The organism is Variovorax sp. NFACC27, from assembly GCF_048301545.1.
GTDB lineage: Bacteria > Pseudomonadota > Gammaproteobacteria > Burkholderiales > Burkholderiaceae_C > Variovorax > Variovorax gossypii.
The window spans coordinates 3,695,629-3,712,990 of the sequence record NZ_CP157613.1 but is presented as its reverse complement, the minus strand read 5'-3'; the positions used below and the strand labels follow the sequence as shown (position 1 = coordinate 3,712,990).

14 protein-coding genes are annotated in these 17,362 nt (G+C 66.7%); 3 read left to right on the top strand and 11 right to left on the bottom strand.

The window, feature by feature from the left end; translation table 11 throughout:
* The first annotated feature begins 16 nt into the window (after positions 1-16).
* From ABL840_RS17410 to ABL840_RS17400, 3 genes are all read left to right on the top strand, one after another.
* On the top strand, positions 17-859 hold the full coding sequence (locus ABL840_RS17410) for an anti-sigma factor family protein (RefSeq protein WP_093302917.1): 843 nt from the start codon (positions 17-19) through the stop codon (positions 857-859).
* Positions 860-951: 92 nt separating this feature from the next.
* Positions 952-1,347, top strand: coding sequence for an ATP-binding protein (locus ABL840_RS17405; RefSeq protein ID WP_093195308.1), 396 nt, complete (start codon positions 952-954; stop codon positions 1,345-1,347).
* 136 nt (positions 1,348-1,483) lie between these two features.
* Positions 1,484-2,905, top strand: a complete 1,422-nt coding sequence (locus ABL840_RS17400; RefSeq protein WP_093302914.1) for a hypothetical protein — start codon at positions 1,484-1,486, stop codon at positions 2,903-2,905.
* 24 nt (positions 2,906-2,929) lie between these two features.
* Here ABL840_RS17400 and ABL840_RS17395 read toward each other — a convergent pair whose 3' ends face one another.
* From ABL840_RS17395 to ABL840_RS17345, 11 genes are all read right to left on the bottom strand, one after another.
* A complete protein-coding gene (locus tag ABL840_RS17395; RefSeq protein ID WP_093302912.1) occupies positions 2,930-3,847 on the bottom strand; it encodes a DMT family transporter in 918 nt (305 codons plus the stop codon).
* A 47-nt stretch (positions 3,848-3,894) separates the two neighbouring features.
* Positions 3,895-5,733, bottom strand: coding sequence for a translational GTPase TypA (typA, locus tag ABL840_RS17390; RefSeq protein WP_093195311.1), 1,839 nt, complete (start codon positions 5,731-5,733; stop codon positions 3,895-3,897).
* Entirely contained in the window at positions 5,730-6,686 is a 957-nt protein-coding gene (truB, locus tag ABL840_RS17385) for a tRNA pseudouridine(55) synthase TruB (RefSeq protein WP_093302909.1), read from the bottom strand. Before truB ends, typA begins: the two co-directional genes overlap by 4 nt.
* Positions 6,687-6,688: 2 nt before the next feature.
* Entirely contained in the window at positions 6,689-7,060 is a 372-nt protein-coding gene (gene rbfA, locus ABL840_RS17380; protein ID WP_093195313.1) for a 30S ribosome-binding factor RbfA, read from the bottom strand.
* 24 nt (positions 7,061-7,084) lie between these two features.
* Positions 7,085-10,057, bottom strand: a complete 2,973-nt coding sequence (infB, locus tag ABL840_RS17375; RefSeq protein WP_093195314.1) for a translation initiation factor IF-2 — start codon at positions 10,055-10,057, stop codon at positions 7,085-7,087.
* A 24-nt stretch (positions 10,058-10,081) separates the two neighbouring features.
* Positions 10,082-11,575 carry a transcription termination factor NusA gene (gene nusA, locus ABL840_RS17370; protein ID WP_093195315.1) on the bottom strand — a complete coding sequence of 498 codons (1,494 nt, stop codon included), beginning with the start codon at positions 11,573-11,575 and terminating at the stop codon, positions 10,082-10,084.
* 16 nt (positions 11,576-11,591) lie between these two features.
* A complete protein-coding gene (rimP, locus tag ABL840_RS17365) occupies positions 11,592-12,236 on the bottom strand; it encodes a ribosome maturation factor RimP (protein WP_093302905.1) in 645 nt (214 codons plus the stop codon).
* Between the two features lie 190 nt (positions 12,237-12,426).
* Entirely contained in the window at positions 12,427-13,626 is a 1,200-nt protein-coding gene (locus ABL840_RS17360) for a YbfB/YjiJ family MFS transporter (RefSeq protein ID WP_093302903.1), read from the bottom strand.
* A 23-nt stretch (positions 13,627-13,649) separates the two neighbouring features.
* On the bottom strand, positions 13,650-15,281 hold the full coding sequence (locus ABL840_RS17355; RefSeq protein WP_093302900.1) for an ABC transporter ATP-binding protein: 1,632 nt from the start codon (positions 15,279-15,281) through the stop codon (positions 13,650-13,652).
* Entirely contained in the window at positions 15,281-16,321 is a 1,041-nt protein-coding gene (locus tag ABL840_RS17350; RefSeq protein WP_093302898.1) for an ABC transporter permease, read from the bottom strand. Before ABL840_RS17350 ends, ABL840_RS17355 begins: the two co-directional genes overlap by 1 nt.
* Positions 16,314-17,348 carry a microcin C ABC transporter permease YejB gene (locus ABL840_RS17345; protein ID WP_093302895.1) on the bottom strand — a complete coding sequence of 345 codons (1,035 nt, stop codon included), beginning with the start codon at positions 17,346-17,348 and terminating at the stop codon, positions 16,314-16,316. Before ABL840_RS17345 ends, ABL840_RS17350 begins: the two co-directional genes overlap by 8 nt.
* Positions 17,349-17,362 lie beyond the last annotated feature (14 nt).

Sequence of the window (17,362 nt, the reverse complement as noted above, 5' to 3'; positions counted from 1 at the left end):
AAACTGCCGCAGCATCATGAACCGCCCCGCCCCGCCCCCTACCGACGACGAACTGCACGCCTGGGTCGACGGCCAGTTGCCTCCGGACCGCCATGACGCAGTCGAGCAAGCGATTGCACGCGACCCCGCCGTGGCCGCCAGGGTCGCGGCATGGCACGCGCAACGCGACTCCCTGTGCCGGCTGCACGGCGAGCTGCTCGACGCGCCCATCCCCGCACCTCTGCTGGGCGCACTGGACCGCCGCCAGCCGCGCCGGACGCAGCAACGCACTTCGTGGATGCGCTGGAGCGGCCTCGCGGCCGGCCTGCTGGTCGCATTCGCCGCCGGCTGGCTCGGGAATGCGCAATGGACCCAGTGGTCCGCGCCGCGCGCCGGCGCCCAACTCGCCCGTGCGCCGGCCGTGCGGGAGTTCGTTCACGACGCATCGATCGCACACGTCGTCTATGCGCCCGAGAAAAGGCATCCCGTCGAAGTTGCCGCGTCCGAGCAGCAGCACCTGGTGCAGTGGCTCTCCAGGCGCCTGGACCGTCCGCTGAAAGTGCCCGACCTCTCCAGCCAGGGCTACACGCTGGTCGGCGGCCGCCTGCTGCCCGGCGAGACCGGGGCGCGCGCGCAGTTCATGTTCGAGGACGCCGCGGGCGAGCGCGTGACGCTCTACATCGGCACCCTCGACGCCCGCGCCGCCGGCGCGTCGACAACGGCACCTTCCGCCAACGAAACCGCCTTCCGCTTCGCCTCCGAAGGCCCCGTGCCGAGCTTTTACTGGGTGGACCAGGGATTCGGCTATGCCATCGCCGGCAAGCTGCCGCGCGACCTTTTGCTCAAACTCGCGACGCTCGCCTACCGCGATTTGTCGTAACGACCGCATAAACTGCCGGCTCGCGCAATCATCCTGCCCGGCATCCAGTCACCGGCTTGTTTTCGCGATTTTTCAACCGAAGGAGAAACTGCATGAAATTGCTCAGCGCCTCGATCCTCGCGGCGGCCCTGCTTGCCGGCTGCGGCAGCATGTCCAACAAGACCGCAAGCGCACCCGACACGCCCACCCGCACCGCCGACGGCGTGCTGGTCGGACCGAACGGAATGACGCTGTACACCTTCACCAAGGACACCGCCGGTGCCGGCACCTCCGCCTGCAACGGCCAATGCGCAGCCAACTGGCCTCCGCTCGGCGTGGCGGACACCGCCAAGCCCATCGGCGGCTACACCATCATCATTCGCGAAGACGGCAAGCGCCAATGGGCCTACAAGGGCTGGCCGCTGTACTACTGGGCCAAGGACGCCAAGCCCGGCGACAAGACCGGCGACGGCTTCGCCAACGGCGCCTGGAAGCTCGCCCGCCCCTGATCCCCTGCGGACCTGAAGACCCTGAAACGCCGGCACCCGCCGGCGTTTTTTTCTTGCCCGCCCTTTCCAGCGTTTCCTGCTCTTCCTGCCGGTTTCCCCGGTACGGCAACGGCACCACCCGCGGCAGAATCCCCGCATGACGCCTGACGCCAACCCGGACGCGTTCCTCGCCCTGCTGACCCAGGGCCTGATCACCGACGCACAGCACGACGCCGCACGCGCACACCCCGAGTTCTCCACCCTTCCGCCGTTGCCGAGCCCGGCCCACGCGCTGGCATGGATGCGGGTGCGCGGCCTGGTCACCGAGGAGGAGCAGAACGCGGCGCTCGACAGGATCGCCGACGACGCCCCTCATGCGGACGACGCGGCCGACACAGCCATCGATGCCGACGACCTCGTCGAACTGGCCGAACAGGGCATCACGCACGAGGCCATCGCCGCGCTCTTCAAGGACGCCCTGATCGATGCCGAGACGCGCGACATGGCGCTGGCGGAAACACCCGTCGTGGGCACCGCAGCCGCCTCCCCCGTCGCCACGCTGGCCTGGCTGGCGACCGACGGCCCACTCGAGAAGGAAGGCTTCGACGCCCTGCGCGCCCAGGTCGCGACCGAGCCGGCCTTTGCCACGGCCGTCGAGCGCGCCCGCATCGTGACCGAGGCACAGGCCCTGATCGAAGCCGACGAGCAGGCGGCCCGGGCGTGGCAGGCACGCGCGCAGCGCAGCCGGCGCATCGGCACATGGAAGTTCCTGGCGACCGTGGCGGTGATCGGCGGCGGCATCGGCTGGTATGCGTTCGCCCCGGCGAGCGTGCCGGCCTGCGACGCCGCCTCCACGCGCAAGACGCTCGACAGCCTGATGCGCCGCGTGAGCATGGACGTGCGCATGCGTCATCTCGACCCGAGCGGCGGTGCCGTGATCGAGACGCCCTCCGTGAGCAGCCTGCGAGAGATCGGCTATCTCAAGCCGGAGCGCGTGCGCGGCTGCATGGCGGTCATGACGCAGGGCAACAGCAAGGAACCGATGGCCTACACCATCGGCCCCACGGAGCCCAAGGGCGACGAGATGGTGGTGCGCGGCGCGGACGTGGCCATCGTCGAGGCCCGCTTCGGCAACCTCGATGCCGACGGCAGGCCGCTCTACAACGCCGAACCCATCGGCCGCGAGGCGATGGAAAAGGCATTCCGCGAAGGCGCCGCCCCGCTCGGAGCAGCCCGGGCCGCCTCGGCCGCGCGCATGCGTGCGCGCACCGACCCAGGCCTGGTGCGCAAGGACCCGAACCGCTCGCGCGAGATCGCCGAGATCGAACCCACGGGTCCCTGCCGCAAGCTGGAGGACGGCACGGGCCATGCCTGCCCGCTGGTCGTCGAATACAACGACAGCCTGCTGGGAGCCCTCACGGGCGGCGACAGCTCGCTGCCTGTGAGAGGCGAATTCACTTTCGTGGAAGACAACGGCAACTGGCGCGTCGGCGACGATTTCGCGCAGACCTTCATGCGCAAGGTGCTCGAGGCCCGCATGGCCGGCATGGGCGTCCCAAGCACGAGCATCCAGCAGTAGCTCGGCGCGCAGTGCGCCAGCGTGTCAGTGCGCGCCCGGCACGGCCGTGTCGGCCACCGTGGTGCGCCGTCCGCGCAGCGCCAGCAGCTCGTTGAACACCAGCGCACCGATGACCAGCGCGCCGCCGGCCAGCACGCTCGGCGCGGGCTGCTCGCCGGCGCCGATCCAGGCCAGCGCGATGCCGAAGACCACCTCGAGCAAAGCCAGCAATGCGACCTCTGGTGCCTTCAGCACCTGGGCGCACAGCACCGAAAGAACGCACGGAATGGCCAGCTGAAACACGCCCAGGAAAGCCAGCAGCCCGAGATCGTGTGCACCGGCCTTGAACGGCCAGGCAAGTGGCAGCGTGAAGAGCGCGGTGATCACCGCGCCGATGAGCACCGCCGGCACTAGGTCGATCCTGTGGCCCTTGGCCTGCGCATGCTGCACAACGGTCCAGTTCGCAGCACCGGCCAGCGGCACGCACAACGCGAGCAGCGTGCCCGCCAGCGACCCGCCTCCGCCCTGCATCAACTGGGTGCCGTACATCCAGCCGATGCCCGCACCCGCGACCACGATGGCCAGCCAGGTGCGCGCGGGCAGCCTGTGCCCGATGAAGATTCGCGCCGCCAGCGCGGTGAGCAGCGGCCCGAGCGACATGGTGACGAGCACGCTGGCCGTCGAAGCCAGCGTGAGAGCGACCATGAAGGCCGTGAACATCACGGCCCAGCAGACGCCGGAGATCCAGAGCTCGCGCCCGCCGCGGCGCAGCTGGGAGAACACGGCGCGTCCGCGCCAAAGCGGCAAGATCACCAGCAGCGCCAGCGTCGTGAAGAGGCTGCGCCAGAAGGTGATCTCGAAACTGTGCGCCTGTGCCAGGTGCCGCGTGACGACGCCCGCCGTGCCCCACATCAGGGTCACGACGACCATCAGCCAGACGGCGCCGCCGTGCGTCAGGCGCATGGGAGGGAGGAAAGAACCCTGCTGCTGCCGTGCGAGCAGTCGATCGATCAGCCCTGCATCAGGTCGCGGCTGGCACGCTTGCGCTCATGCTCCTTCAGGAAGCGCTTGCGCAGGCGCACGCTCTTGGGCGTGATTTCAACCAGCTCGTCGTCCTCGATGAATTCCACGCCGTATTCGAGCGTGAGTTCGATCGGAGGCGTGATCTTGATCGCGTCTTCCTTGCCCGAAACGCGGAAGTTCGTGAGCTGCTTGGTACGCGTGGCGTTCACCACCAGGTCGTTGTCGCGGCTGTGAATGCCGACGATCATGCCCTCGTACACCGGGTCGTTCGCCTTCACGAACATGCGGCCGCGGTCGTCGAGCTTGCCCAGGGCGTAGGTGAAGATTTCACCGTCGTCCATGGAGATCAGCACGCCGTTCTTGCGGCCGCCGATGTCGCCCTTGTGCGGTTCGTAGCTGTCGAAGATGTTGCTGATGAGGCCCGAGCCGCGCGTGAGGTTCAGGAACTCGTTCGTGAAGCCGATCAGGCCACGCGCCGGAATGCGGTACTCGAGGCGCACGCGGCCACGGCCGTCCGGTTCCATGTTGACCAGCTCGCCCTTGCGTTCGCCCAGTGCCTGCATCACGCCGCCCTGGTGGCCTTCCTCGATGTCGGCCGTCACGAGCTCGATGGGCTCGTGGCGCTCGCCGTTGATTTCGCGGAACACCACGCGCGGCTTCGACACGGCCATTTCGTAGCCTTCGCGACGCATGTTTTCCAGCAGGATGGTCAGGTGCAGTTCACCGCGGCCCATCACTTCGAACACGCCTTCCTCGTCGGTCTCGTTCACGCGCAGCGCGACGTTGTGCTGCAGTTCCTTCTGCAGGCGGTCCCAGATCTGGCGGCTGGTGACGAACTTGCCTTCGCGGCCGGCCAGCGGGCTGGTGTTGACGCAGAAGTTCATCGTCAGCGTGGGCTCGTCGACCTTCAGCATCGGCAGCGGTGCCGGATTGGCCGGGTCGGTGACGGTCACGCCGATGCCGATGTCGGCAATGCCGTTGATCAGCACGATCTCGCCGGGGCCGGCCTCGGTGGCCTGCACGCGGTCCAGGCCCTGGAAGGTCAGCACCTGGTTCACGCGGCCCTTGAGGCTCTTGCCGTCCGGGCCTTCCATGACGACCACGTCCATCATCGGCTTCAGCGTGCCCTGGCTGATGCGGCCCACGCCGATGCGGCCGACGAAGGTCGAGAAGTCGAGCGCGGAAATCTGCAGCTGCAGCGGCGCGGCCGGGTCACCCTTCTGCGAGGGCACGTGCTTCAGGATGGTGTCGAACAGGGCCGACATGTCGGGGCCCCACTGCTCGCCTTGAGCGCCCTCTTCCAGCGACGACCAGCCGTTGATGCCCGAGGCGTACACCACCGGGAAGTCGAGCTGTTCGTCGGTCGCGCCGAGCTTGTCGAACAGGTCGAAGGCGGCGTTGACCACCTTGTCGGGGTTGGCGCCCGGCTTGTCGACCTTGTTCACCACCACGATGGGCTTCAGGCCCAGGGCCAGCGCCTTCTTGGTCACGAAGCGGGTCTGCGGCATCGGGCCTTCCTGGGCGTCGATCAGCAGCAGCACGCCGTCGACCATCGAGAGCGCGCGCTCCACCTCGCCGCCGAAGTCCGCGTGGCCGGGGGTGTCGACGATGTTGATGTGGGTGCCCTTCCAGCTCACGGCGCAGTTCTTGGCCAGGATGGTGATGCCGCGTTCCTTTTCGATCGCGTTGTTGTCCATCACGGTGTCGACCACCTTCTCGTGTTCGGCGAAGGTGCCCGACTGGCGCAGCAACTGGTCGACCATCGTGGTCTTGCCATGGTCAACGTGGGCAATGATGGCGATATTGCGGATTTGCTTGGTACTCATGGTGTCGCTTCGGTCTGTTGTGCGTTCAAAAGAATTTGCTGGATTTCGATGGGGTTCAGCAAGCGCCCCGGAATCAGTTCGCCGGCCTTGACGTGGGCCGTGCCGAGGAAGGCCGGCGGTTGCGTGCCGAAGACGGCAACCTCACCCGCATCGGCCCAGGCCCCGCGGCGGCGCAGGCCCGAAAGAAAGCGTGCTGCATCTTCCGTGCCCAGCGTGACGCGGCTGTGGCCGTCGACGAGCGCTTCGGCCGGCAGCAGCCGGGCCAGGCGCTCTTCCTCGTCCATGGCCTCCAGCGCCTCGATCGTGACGCACTGCGCCTCGACGAAGCCGCCGGTGGCGATGCGGCGCAGCGAGGTCAGGTGCGCGCCGCAGCCGAGCGCCTCGCCGATGTCCTCGCCCAGGGTGCGGATGTAGGTGCCCTTGCTGACGGAGGCAAGGATGCGGATGGTGTCTTCGCTTATCGCGCGGATCTCGAGCTTGTGGATCACCACGTCACGCGGGGCCCGTTCGACCTCCACGCCTTCGCGGGCGTACTCGTACAGCGCCTTGCCGTCCTTCTTGAGCGCGCTGTGCATCGGCGGCACCTGGCGGATCGGGCCGGTGAACTGCGCCTGCACGCGTTCCAGGTCCTCGGGCGCGACGTGCACTGGCCGTTCGGCGATCACCTCGCCCTCGGCATCTCCGGTCGCGGTCTTGATGCCGAGGCGGGCCGTGGCTTCATAGGTCTTGTCGGCGTCCAGGTGCAGCTGGCTGAACTTGGTTGCTGCGCCGAAGCACAGCGGCAGCACGCCGGTGGCCAGCGGATCGAGCGTGCCGGTGTGGCCCGCCTTCTCGGCGCGCAGCAGCCATTTGGCCTTCTGCAAGGCCTGGTTGCTGGAGAAACCCAGCGGTTTGTCGAGCAGCAACACCCCATGCACAGGGCGCCGCTGCACCCTTGTGCGTGGCGCGTTCATGGCTAGTCGTCTTTCGAGCGCGAAGCGACGGCTTGTGCGATGAGCGCGTTCATGTCGGCCGCACGCTCGGTGGTGCGGTCGAACAAGAAGTGCAGCGTGGGCACGGTGTGGATGTGCAGGCGCTTGAACAGGCCGTTGCGCAGGAAGCCCGCGGCCTGGTTCAGCGCTTCGGTCGTCTCGGCCACGTCGCCCGTGAGCAGGCTGAAGAAGATCTTCGCGTGCGCATAGTCGGGCGTGACCTCGACGGCCTGGATCGTGACCATGCCCACGCGCGGATCCTTCAGTTCGCGCGCGATCAACTCCGTCAGATCACGCTGGATCTGATCGGCGACCTTGAAGGCGCGGTTGGGGACGGCGGCTTTTTTCTTGGGCATGAACAGCGATGCTCCGTACGCTTCTTACAGCGTACGTGCGATCTCCTTGATCTCGAAGAATTCGAGCTGGTCGCCCTCTTTGATGTCGTTGAAGTTCTTGAGCTTGATACCGCACTCGAAACCTTCGCGGACTTCGCGCACATCGTCCTTCAGACGCTTGAGCGAGTCGATCTCGCCGGTGTAGATCACCACGTTGTCGCGCAGCAGGCGGAAATGCGCGCTGCGGTTCACCGAACCCGAGGTGATGTACGAACCCGCGACCGTACCGATCTTCGATGCCACGAACACCGTGCGGATCTCGGCCGAGCCGATGATTTCCTCGCGGCGCTCCGGTGCCAGCATGCCCGACATCGCGACCTTGATCTCGTCCACGGCGTCGTAAATGATGCTGTAGTAGTTCAGCTGCACGCCATTGCCTTCGGCCAGCTTGCGCGCGCCGGCATCGGCACGCACGTTGAAGCCGATCACGACCGCCTTCGAGGCGATGGCGAGGTTGATGTCGCTCTCGCTGATGCCACCCACGCCGGCGTACACCACCTGCACCTTGACCTCGTCCGTCGCCAGCTTGAGCAGCGATTGCGCCAGCGCTTCCTGCGAGCCCTGCACGTCGGCCTTGATGATGATGCGCAGCGTCTGCACTTCGCCCGCCGACAGGTCGGTGAACATGTTCTGCAGGTTCGCGGCCTGGGCCTTCGCCAGCTTGGTGTTGCGGAACTTGCCGGCACGATAGGTCGCGATTTCGCGCGCACGGCGCTCGTCGCCCATCACCATGAACTCGTCGCCCGCCTGCGGCACTTCGGTCAGACCCTGGATTTCCACCGGGATCGACGGACCCGCGGACTTGGTCGGCTTGCCGTCCTCGTCCAGCATGGCGCGCACGCGGCCATAGGTCGAGCCGGCCAGCACCACGTCGCCGGTCTTGAGCGTGCCGGACTGCACCAGCACGGTGGCGACCGGGCCGCGGCCCTTGTCTAGCTGCGCTTCGATGACCAGGCCCTTGGCGGCGGCATCCACCGGCGCCTTGAGTTCCAGCACTTCGGCCTGCAGCAGCACCTGCTCGAGCAGGTCGTCGATGCCCTGGCCCGTCTTGGCCGACACGCCGACGAACGGAACGTCGCCGCCATATTCCTCGGGCACGACTTCCTCGGCCACCAGTTCCTGCTTCACGCGGTCCAGGTTGGCATCGGGCTTGTCGATCTTGTTGATCGCGACCACGATCGGCACACCAGCCGCCTTCGCGTGCTTGATGGCTTCCTTGGTCTGGGGCATGACGCCGTCGTCGGCCGCCACCACCAGGATCACGATGTCGGTGGCCTGCGCACCGCGGGCACGCATGGCCGTGAAGGCCTCGTGACCCGGGGTGTCGAGGAACGACACCATGCCGCGCTCGGTTTCCACGTGGTAGGCACCGATGTGCTGCGTGATGCCGCCGGCTTCGCCCGCGGCGACCTTGGCGCGACGGATGTAGTCCAGCAGCGAGGTCTTGCCGTGGTCGACGTGACCCATGACAGTCACGACCGGAGCGCGCGGCATCGGCTCGGCGATCTGCGCCGACACGTCCTCGTCGGTGAAGGCTTCGGGGTCGTCCAGCGCGGCAACCACCGCGTTGTGGCCCATTTCCTCCACCAGGATCATTGCGGTGTCCTGGTCGAGCGACTGGTTGATGGTCGCCATCTGGCCCAGCTTCATCAGCTGCTTGATGACTTCCTGCGCCTTGACGGCCATCTTGTGCGCCAGTTCGGCCACCGTGATGGTCTCGGGCACATGCACTTCGAGCACGCGCGCTTCGACCGGTGCCGCCGGCACGTGCTGCTCGTCATGGCCGCCACGGTCGTTGCCACGGCGACCACGCGGGCCTCCGCGCCAGTTGCCGCGACCGACGCCGCCGCTGGCGTCGCCTCGGGTCTTGATTTCCTTCTTCTTGGCAGGATCGCCAGCCCAGCTCGACGAGAGCTTCGCGGACTTGACTTCCTTGCCGCTGCCCGGCGCGGCGGGTGCAGCCGCGGCTCCCGGAGCGGCGGGCGCGCCTGCACGTGCCGCCGGAGCGGTCGGCTTGTGCAGCGTGCCCTTGACGCCGGCCTTCTCGGCCTGCGGCTTCTCGGGTGCCTTGTGCGGCACCAGCACGCGGGCCGGTGCGTTCATCATGGCGCGGATGGCTTCCGCCTCGGCGAGGGCCTTGCGGCGACGCTCGTCGAGATCGCGGGCGCGGGCAGCCTCTTCTTCGGCACGGGCCTTCGATTCGGCGGCGGCCTTGGCCTTCGCGTCTTCCTTGGCCTGTGCAGCGGCGGCCTGGGCGGCGAGCTTGCTGTTGTCAGCAGCCTTCTCTTCGGCGGCCTTCTGCTCGGCCGCGGCCGTCACCGCGGGTGCGACAGGAGCGGCGGCAACCGGCTTCGCGGCCGCAGCAGCGGCTGCCTCGGCGGCGGCCTTCTTCGCGGCGGCTTCGGCGGCGGCGCGGGCAGCTTCCTGCTCGGCCTTTTCAGCCTTCTCGGCCTGTTCGCGCTCGCGGGCTTCGGCTTCTTCGCGCAGGCGACGCTTCTCGGCCAGCTCTTCTTCCTGGCGGCGGATCAGTTCGGCCTGGCGGCGCGCCTCTTCCTCGCGGCGGGCCAGCTCGGCCTCGTCGATGCGGGGTGCTGCGGGAGCGGCAGCCGGAGCCTCGGCCGCCTGCTGCGCGGGTTCGGACGCGGCCAGGTGGCCGTCGTCGCGCTGGATGAAGGTGCGCTTCTTGCGCACCTCGACCTGGATGGTGCGGGCGCGACCGGTGGAGTCGGCCTGCTTGATCTCGCTGGTCGACTTCTTGGTCAGCGTGATCTTCTTGCGCTCGGGCTCGACAGTGCCGTGGCTGGCCTTCAGGTGGCCGAGCAGGCGCTGCTTGTCGGCCTCGGTGAGTGCATCGGTGACGGCCGCCTTGGGCACGCCTGCGCTCTTGAGCTGGTCAAGCAAGGTTTCGGGAGTCTTCTTGAGCTCGTTCGCGAACTCGGCGACAGTGGTACTGGACATATTGGTTTCGTGCCTCCATGACCGTCACTCTTGGCCGGCGAACCAATGTTCGCGGGCCTTCAAGATGAGGGCTTTGGCGTCATCGGCGCTCTGGCCGGTGATCTCGGTGAGTTCATCGACCGCGAGGTCGGCAAGGTCGTCACGGGTGTTCACGCCCGCTTCGTGCAGCTTGGGAATCAGCTCGGGGTCCAGGCCCTCGAGGTCGCGCAGGTCCTGCGACACCGACGACTGGGCCTCGACGCCTTCTTCCTTGGCGATCTCCATGGTCAGCAGCGCATCCTTGGCGCGCGCGCGCAGCTCGTTGATCGTGTCTTCGTCGAAGGCTTCGATCTCCAGCATTTCGGAGATGGGCACGTAGGCCACTTCCTCGAGGCTGTTGAAGCCTTCCGAAATGAGGATGTCGGCGATTTCCTCGTCGACGTCGAGCTTCTCCATGAACAGCTTGCGGCTGGCGTCGGTTTCGCTCGCCTGCTTCTGGGCCGATTCGTTGGCGTCCATGATGTTGATCTTCCAGCCAGTGAGGTCGGAAGCCAGGCGCACGTTCTGGCCGCCGCGGCCGATGGCGATGGCGAGGTTTTCCTCGTCGACCACCACGTCCATGGCGTGCTTTTCCTCGTCGACCACGATCGACGACACGTTGGCCGGAGCCAGCGCACCGATCACGAACTGGGCGGGGTCTTCGCTCCATAGGACGATGTCCACGCGCTCGCCGGCCAGCTCGTTGGTCACGGCGTTGACGCGGGTGCCGCGCACGCCGACGCAGGTGCCGATCGGGTCGACGCGCTTGTCGTGCGAGAGCACGGCGATCTTGGCGCGCGAACCGGGGTCGCGAGCGCAGCTCTTGATTTCGAGCAGGCCCTGCTCGATCTCGGGCACTTCCTGGCGGAACAGCTCGATCATGAATTCGGGAGCCGAGCGCGACAGGATGATCGGAGCGCCGCGCAGTGTCAGGTCGACTTCCATGATCATTGCGCGCACGCGGTCGCCGTTGCGCAGGTTTTCCTTGGCGATCATCTCGCTGCGACGCAGGCGGCCTTCGACGCGGCCGGCCTCGACGATGATGTCGCCCTTGTCCAGGCGCTTGACGGTGCCCACGAAGATCTTGTCGCCGCGCGACATGAAGTCGTTGAGCAGCATCTCGCGTTCTGCGTCGCGGATCTTCTGCAGGATGACCTGCTTCGCAGCCATGGCGCCGATGCGGCCGATGGGCACGGAGTCGACAGCTTCCTCGATGTACTCGCCGACCTCGATGTCGGGCATTTCTTCCTTGGCTTCGAACAGCAGGATTTCCTGGTCGGGCAGCTGCAGGCCGGCCTCGTCGGGCACGACGTGCCAGCGGCGGAAGGTTTCGTAGTCGCCGCTGTCGCGATCGACCGAGACGCGGATGTCCACGTCGCCCTGATGAAGTTTCTTGGTGGCTTGCGCCAGCGCGGACTCGACCGCGCCGAAGACAACGTCGCGCTCGACGTTCTTCTCGCGCGAGATCGCATCCACCAACATCAACATTTCGCGATTCATGCCACCACTCCTCTGGTCAGTCCGGAACCTGCGTTCCGTCGTCAATATCCGAAAAACCCGGTTGGGTTTTGGCCTTGCGGCCCTTGAAATCCACAATTGGCGCAAGCCGCGCCTCGCGCAACTCGTCCAGCACGAAGCCCAGCGCCTGCAGCGTTGCCGGCGCGCGCTTCTTGCTCACTTTTTGACCCGGCTTGGGCTCGGGCGCATCGCTCCAGACGATTTGCCAGCCCGGGGCGCCGGCGCCCTCTACCTGTGCGGCCCGCTCCAGCGTGCCGCGAAATTTCTTGCGGTTGGCAGCCACCTGGCCAGCCGCCGCGGCGCCCATTGGCGCCTTGAGCGTGATGTCGATCACCTCGCCCACGAAACGCTCGAAATCCTGCTCATTGCGAAGCGGCCGGTCAATACCCGGCGATGACACTTCGAGCCGCTTGTAGTCGACGCCGTCGACCTCAAGCGCGAATTGCAGCTGGCGCGTCACCTTCTCGCAGTCCTCGACCGTGACGAAGGGCTCCGGCAGGTCCGCGGCCACAGCTTCCGAGGTGGAGGCCTCCCAGGGCAAATCAATCGTCACGCGCAGCAATCCCCCGGCCGAACGCTCGATCTCGACCAGGTCGTAGCCGAGGCCGGCCACGGTTTGTTCCACTACTTGCTGCAATGCCACGTGTTCGAAAGCGCCTTTTAAATGCCCGGCCCTGCCATCCGCCCGCCACGGATGCCAGATAGCCATGAATGAATGCCTGGAATGGATGGACCAAAAAAAACGGGCGGTTGGTACCCGCCCGTTTGGTCGTGAGCCTCGAATTATATGCTATTTGTGCAATTAATGAAGGGCCTTTGAACGCCCCGCGCGGCTATTGCCCGGCATTGCCACGCGATTTGAACCAGACCAGCGCAAACAGGACCGCTCCCAGCGCCAATGCCGCCGCCGCGACCAGCAGCGGCAACTGGAAAGACCCCGTCCGCTGGGCGAGCGGCGCGGCAAACAGCGGACCGACGATCTGCCCCACCCCGTAGGAAGCCGTCGCGTAGCCGATCAGCCCGGCTGCCGCATTGCCGCGCAGCCGGCGCGCATCCCGCATCGCGAAAAGGGTGATGGCGGTGAACGGCATGCCCAGCAGGAGACTGCCGAGCGCGAATCCGGCGATGCTCGGCCAGGCCACCGACAGAACGACTCCCAGCGCCTGCAGCGCGTAGGCGACGGCCAGGAGCAGCCGGTTGTCCCAGTGCGTCGGTGCGCGGGCCCCGATCAGCGCGCCCGGAATGATGGCCAGCCCGAACAGCGGCCAGAAGAAGTCCGGCCAGGGCGACCCAGGCAACGCCTGGCGGGCGATCACCGGCAGGAAGGTGGCGGTGATGATGTAGCCGAAGCCCGCCAGCCCGTAGAGCGCGACCAGCCAGATCGCGTCGCTGCGGTCGGCCGGCCCGGCCACGCGAGCCGCCGCGGCGGGCGCCGGAGCCGCGCCGCCAGCGGCATGAACGTGCTCGCCGTCATCGAATACCCGCCAGATCACGGCAATCAGCACCACCGCAAGGACGCCCAGCCCGATCCAGCCCGCCTCCGAACCCCAGCGCCCGAGCGCGCCGCCGAGCAGGCCGGTCATGGCAATGCCGATCCCCGGCCCGGTGTAGATCACGCCGGCCAGCGTCGGCGCGTTCGTCTCCGCCAGCCGGCGCAGCCCCCAGCCCGAGGCGAAGACGAAGACCCAGGCGCTCATCACGCCCGCCGCCGTGCGCAACACGCCCCAGCTCGTGAAGCTGTGAAGCAGCCCCATGCCGACCAGCAAGGCCGCCGTGGCCACGAGCCCGCCGCGCACCATGCTCGACGCCTTGATGCCGATGGCCGCGCAGCTCACCGCGCCGAGAAAGTAGCCCAGGTAGTTGAGCGAGGCCAGCACCCCGCCCGCGGCGAGTTCCAGCTTTCCCTCGTGCAGCATGATGGGCAGCATGGGCGTGAAGGCAAAGCGCCCCAGGCCCATCGCCACCGACAGAGTGACCATGCAGGCCAGCGCCGCGCGCCAGGCTCCGCGCCGGTCGCGTCCGATTTCCGACATTTCTCGCAGTCTCCGTTGTTGTTCTACTCAAGCAGCGCGGCAGCCACCAGCTTCTTCGTATATGGATGCTCGGGCGCATCGAGCACGCGCTCGACCTGCCCGGTTTCGAGGATCGCCCCGTCCTTCATCACGATGACGTTGTGCGCCATCGCGCGAATCACCTCGACGTCGTGCGTGATCAGCAGGTAGCTCAAGCCGCGCTCGCGCTGCAGGCGCTGCAGCAACCCCAGCACCTGCTTCTGGATCGTGACGTCGAGCGCGCTGGTGGGCTCGTCGAGCACCAGCAGCCGGGGATCGACGATCAGCGCCCGGGCGATCGCCAGGCGCTGCCGCTGCCCGCCCGAGAACTCATGTGGATAGCGCTCGAGCAGCGCCGGAAACTGCGTCTCCGTCAGCCCGACATCCGCCAGCGCGGCAAGCGTACGCGCCCGGCGCGCCTCGACGCCGAGCTCGGGCGCATGCACGCGCAGCCCCTCGCCCACGATCTGCTCCACCGTCATGCGGGGAGAGAGCGACGAGAACGGATCCTGGAACACCACCTGCATGGTGCGGCGCAACGAGAGATCGGAGGCCCGGTCGACCGCCCACCCCTTGCCCGCGACGGTCAGCGCGCCCTGGTACTTCAGCAGCCCGAGCGCCGCCAGCGCGAGCGTCGACTTGCCCGAGCCCGACTCGCCGACCACACCCAGCGTCTCGCCGGAAGCGATGCGGAAATCCGCCCCCTGCACCGCGACGAACTCGCCCTTGCGGAACCAGCCGGCGACGCCCGGCCTCGGCACGGGGTAGACCACCCGCAGGGCCTTGGCCTCGATCAGCGGTGCCGCGCCCGGGCCGCCAGCGACGGGCGCCACGTTGCGCTCGGGATGGCTGTCGATCAGCTTGCGCGTGTAGGGATGCTGCGGGGCGTCGAACACGGATGCAACCGCGCCATGCTCGACGATATGGCCGTTCTCCATGACCACCACGCGGTCGGCGAAGCGCCGCACCAGGTTCAGGTCGTGCGTGATGAGCAGCACAGCCATGCCGTACTTGCGCTGCAGGTCGGCCAGCAATTCGAGGATCTGCGCGCGCACGGTCACGTCGAGCGCGGTGGTCGGCTCGTCGGCCAGCAGCAGGCGCGGCTTGCAGGCGAGTGCCATCGCGATCATGGCGCGCTGGCGCTGGCCGCCCGACAGCTGGTGCGGAAACGCCCTCGCCCGCCGCGCCGGCTCCGGAATGCCAGTGTCGGCCAGCAATTGCACGGCAGCCGCCTGCGCCGCGCGCGCCGACAGCCCCTCATGGAGCTCGAGCACCTCGGCGATCTGGTCGCCCACGGTATAGAGCGCGTTCAACGCGGTCATCGGCTCCTGGAAGATCATGGCGATCTCCTTGCCGCGGATGCCGCGCAGTTCGCGCTCGGGAATCGACAGCAGGTCGCGAGAGCCCTGCACGCGTTCACCACCGGAGAGTCGCGCCGTGCCGGACAGGTCCGCGTTCTGCACCAGCCGCAGCAGCGACAGCGCGGTGACGGTCTTGCCCGAGCCCGATTCGCCGACGAGCGCGAGCTTTTCACCGGCGGCCATCCGGAAGTCGATGCCGTGCACGACCTCCTTGCCGCCGAAGGCGACGCGCAGGTCCTTCACGTCGAGCAAGGATTGACTGGGCATGGTGCTCATCACTTGTCGGCCTTCCGCGGATCGAGTGCGTCGCGCAGGGCGTCGCCCATGAAGGTCAGCAGCATCAGCGTGAGGACCAGCACGCCGAAAGTGGAAATCGAGATCCACCAGGCGTCGATGTTGGCCTTGCCCTGGCTGAGCAACTCGCCGAGCGACGGCGTACCCGGCGGCACTCCCAGCCCCAGGAAGTCGAGCGAGGTCAGCGCCAGGATGGCCGCGCTCATCCGGAACGGCAGGAAGGTGACGACCGGCACCATGCTGTTGGGCAGGATGTGGCGCCACATGATCTGCAGGTTGCTTACGCCCAGGGCGCGCGCCGCTCGCACGTAGTCCATCTGGCGATTGCGCAGGAACTCGGCGCGCACGTAGTCGGCCAACCCCATCCAGCCGAACAGGCTCAGCAGGATGAGCAGCAGCGCCACGCTGGGCGCGAAGATCGCGCTGAAGATGATCAGCAGGTAGAGCTCGGGCATCGAGCTCCATATCTCGATGAAGCGTTGGAACGCGAGGTCGGTCTTGCCACCGAAGAAGCCCTGGATCGCGCCAGCGACGATGCCGAGCACCACGCCGATCGCGGTCAGTGCCAGTCCGAATAGCACGCTCACGCGAAAGCCGTAGATCAGCTGCGCCAGCAGATCGCGGCCACGGTCGTCAGTTCCGAAAATGTTCTCGCCAGAAGGCGCAGCGGGGTTCGGCTGCTTCGCGAAGTAGTTGAGTGTGCGGGGGCCGTAGCGGTTGGGCGCGTAAATCGCCCAGTTGTCGCCTTTGGTGATGCGCTCCTCGATGAACGGATCGAGATAGTCCGCGGGCGCCTCAAAATCGCCGCCGAAGGTTTTCTCCGAGTAGTCACGCAGTACGGGGAAATAAGTCGTTCCCTCGTAACGAACCATGAGCGGCTTGTCGGTCGAGAGCAATTCGGCGAACAGGCTGAGCACGACCAGTACCGAGAAGATCAGCAGGCTCCAGAAACCCAGCGGGTTGCGGCGAAAGCGCCGCCAGGCGCGGCGGCCGGGGCTGATGGATACAGGCGCGTCAGTCAAACTTCACCCTCGGGTCGACCCAGACGTAGCAGAGATCGGAGATGAGCTTGGTCACCAGGCCGATCAACGTGAAGAGATACAGCGTCCCCAGCACCACTGGGTAGTCGCGGCGAATCACGCTCTCATAGCTCAACAAGCCAAGGCCGTCGAGCGTGAACAGCGTTTCGATCAGCAATGCGCCAGTGAAGAAGGCGCCAATGAAAGCCGCCGGAAAGCCCGTAATGATCGGGATCAATGCATTGCGAAAAACGTGCTTCCACAGCACTTGTCTTTCTGCCAGCCCTTTGGCACGGGCTGTCGTTACATACTGCTTGCGGATTTCTTCAAGGAAGGAGTTCTTGGTCAGCATGGCGGTGACCGCGAAACTGCCGAGAACCATGGACGTCACCGGCAGTGCGATATGCCACAGGTAGTCGATGACACGCGCCCCCCAGGTCATGGTCTCCCAATTCGGAGAAGTCAGCCCGCGCAACGGGAACCACTGCAGCTTGCCGCCAAAGATCACGAGCAACGCCACGCCCAGCACGAAACTCGGAATCGCATAGCCGACGAGCACGATCAATGTGGTCCCGAAATCAAAGCGCGACCCCGCGCGCACGGCCTTGGCCACGCCCAACGGCACTGCGATCAGGTAGCTGATGAAGAACGTCCACAAACCCAGGCTGATCGAGACCGGAAGCTTTTCCTTGACCAACTCCCACACAGCCTTGCGCTGATAGAAGCTCGTGCCCAGATCGAAGCTCGCATAAGACTTGAGCATGATCCACAGGCGCTCGTGGGCCGGCTTGTCAAACCCGTAGAGCTGCTTGATCTCCTCGATGCGCTGAGGATCGAGACCCTGCCGACCTCGATAGCCGGCACCGCTGCTCGCAGCGCGCTCGCCGCCCGAATCGCGCCCTTGCAACTGGGCCACCATCTGCTCAACCGGTCCACCGGGCACGAACTGGATCACGATGAAGGTGACGATCAGCACGCCAAGCAGCGTGGGGATCATGAGCAGCAGGCGCTTGAAGATGTAGCTCGTCATGGGTGCGTGCGATT

Bases quoted from the DNA above. Each gene is read 5' to 3' on its own strand.
- ABL840_RS17410 (WP_093302917.1), top strand. From the start codon at position 17: ATGAACCGCCCCGCCCCGCCCCCTACCGACGACGAACTGCACGCCTGG.
- ABL840_RS17405 (WP_093195308.1), top strand. From the start codon at position 952: ATGAAATTGCTCAGCGCCTCGATCCTCGCGGCGGCCCTGCTTGCCGGC.
- ABL840_RS17400 (WP_093302914.1), top strand. From the start codon at position 1,484: ATGACGCCTGACGCCAACCCGGACGCGTTCCTCGCCCTGCTGACCCAG.
- ABL840_RS17395 (WP_093302912.1), bottom strand. From the start codon at position 3,847: ATGCGCCTGACGCACGGCGGCGCCGTCTGGCTGATGGTCGTCGTGACC.
- typA (WP_093195311.1), bottom strand. From the start codon at position 5,733: ATGAGTACCAAGCAAATCCGCAATATCGCCATCATTGCCCACGTTGAC.
- truB (WP_093302909.1), bottom strand. From the start codon at position 6,686: ATGAACGCGCCACGCACAAGGGTGCAGCGGCGCCCTGTGCATGGGGTG.
- rbfA (WP_093195313.1), bottom strand. From the start codon at position 7,060: ATGCCCAAGAAAAAAGCCGCCGTCCCCAACCGCGCCTTCAAGGTCGCC.
- infB (WP_093195314.1), bottom strand. From the start codon at position 10,057: ATGTCCAGTACCACTGTCGCCGAGTTCGCGAACGAGCTCAAGAAGACT.
- nusA (WP_093195315.1), bottom strand. From the start codon at position 11,575: ATGAATCGCGAAATGTTGATGTTGGTGGATGCGATCTCGCGCGAGAAG.
- ABL840_RS17360 (WP_093302903.1), bottom strand. From the start codon at position 13,626: ATGTCGGAAATCGGACGCGACCGGCGCGGAGCCTGGCGCGCGGCGCTG.
- ABL840_RS17355 (WP_093302900.1), bottom strand. From the start codon at position 15,281: ATGAGCACCATGCCCAGTCAATCCTTGCTCGACGTGAAGGACCTGCGC.
- ABL840_RS17345 (WP_093302895.1), bottom strand. From the start codon at position 17,348: ATGACGAGCTACATCTTCAAGCGCCTGCTGCTCATGATCCCCACGCTG.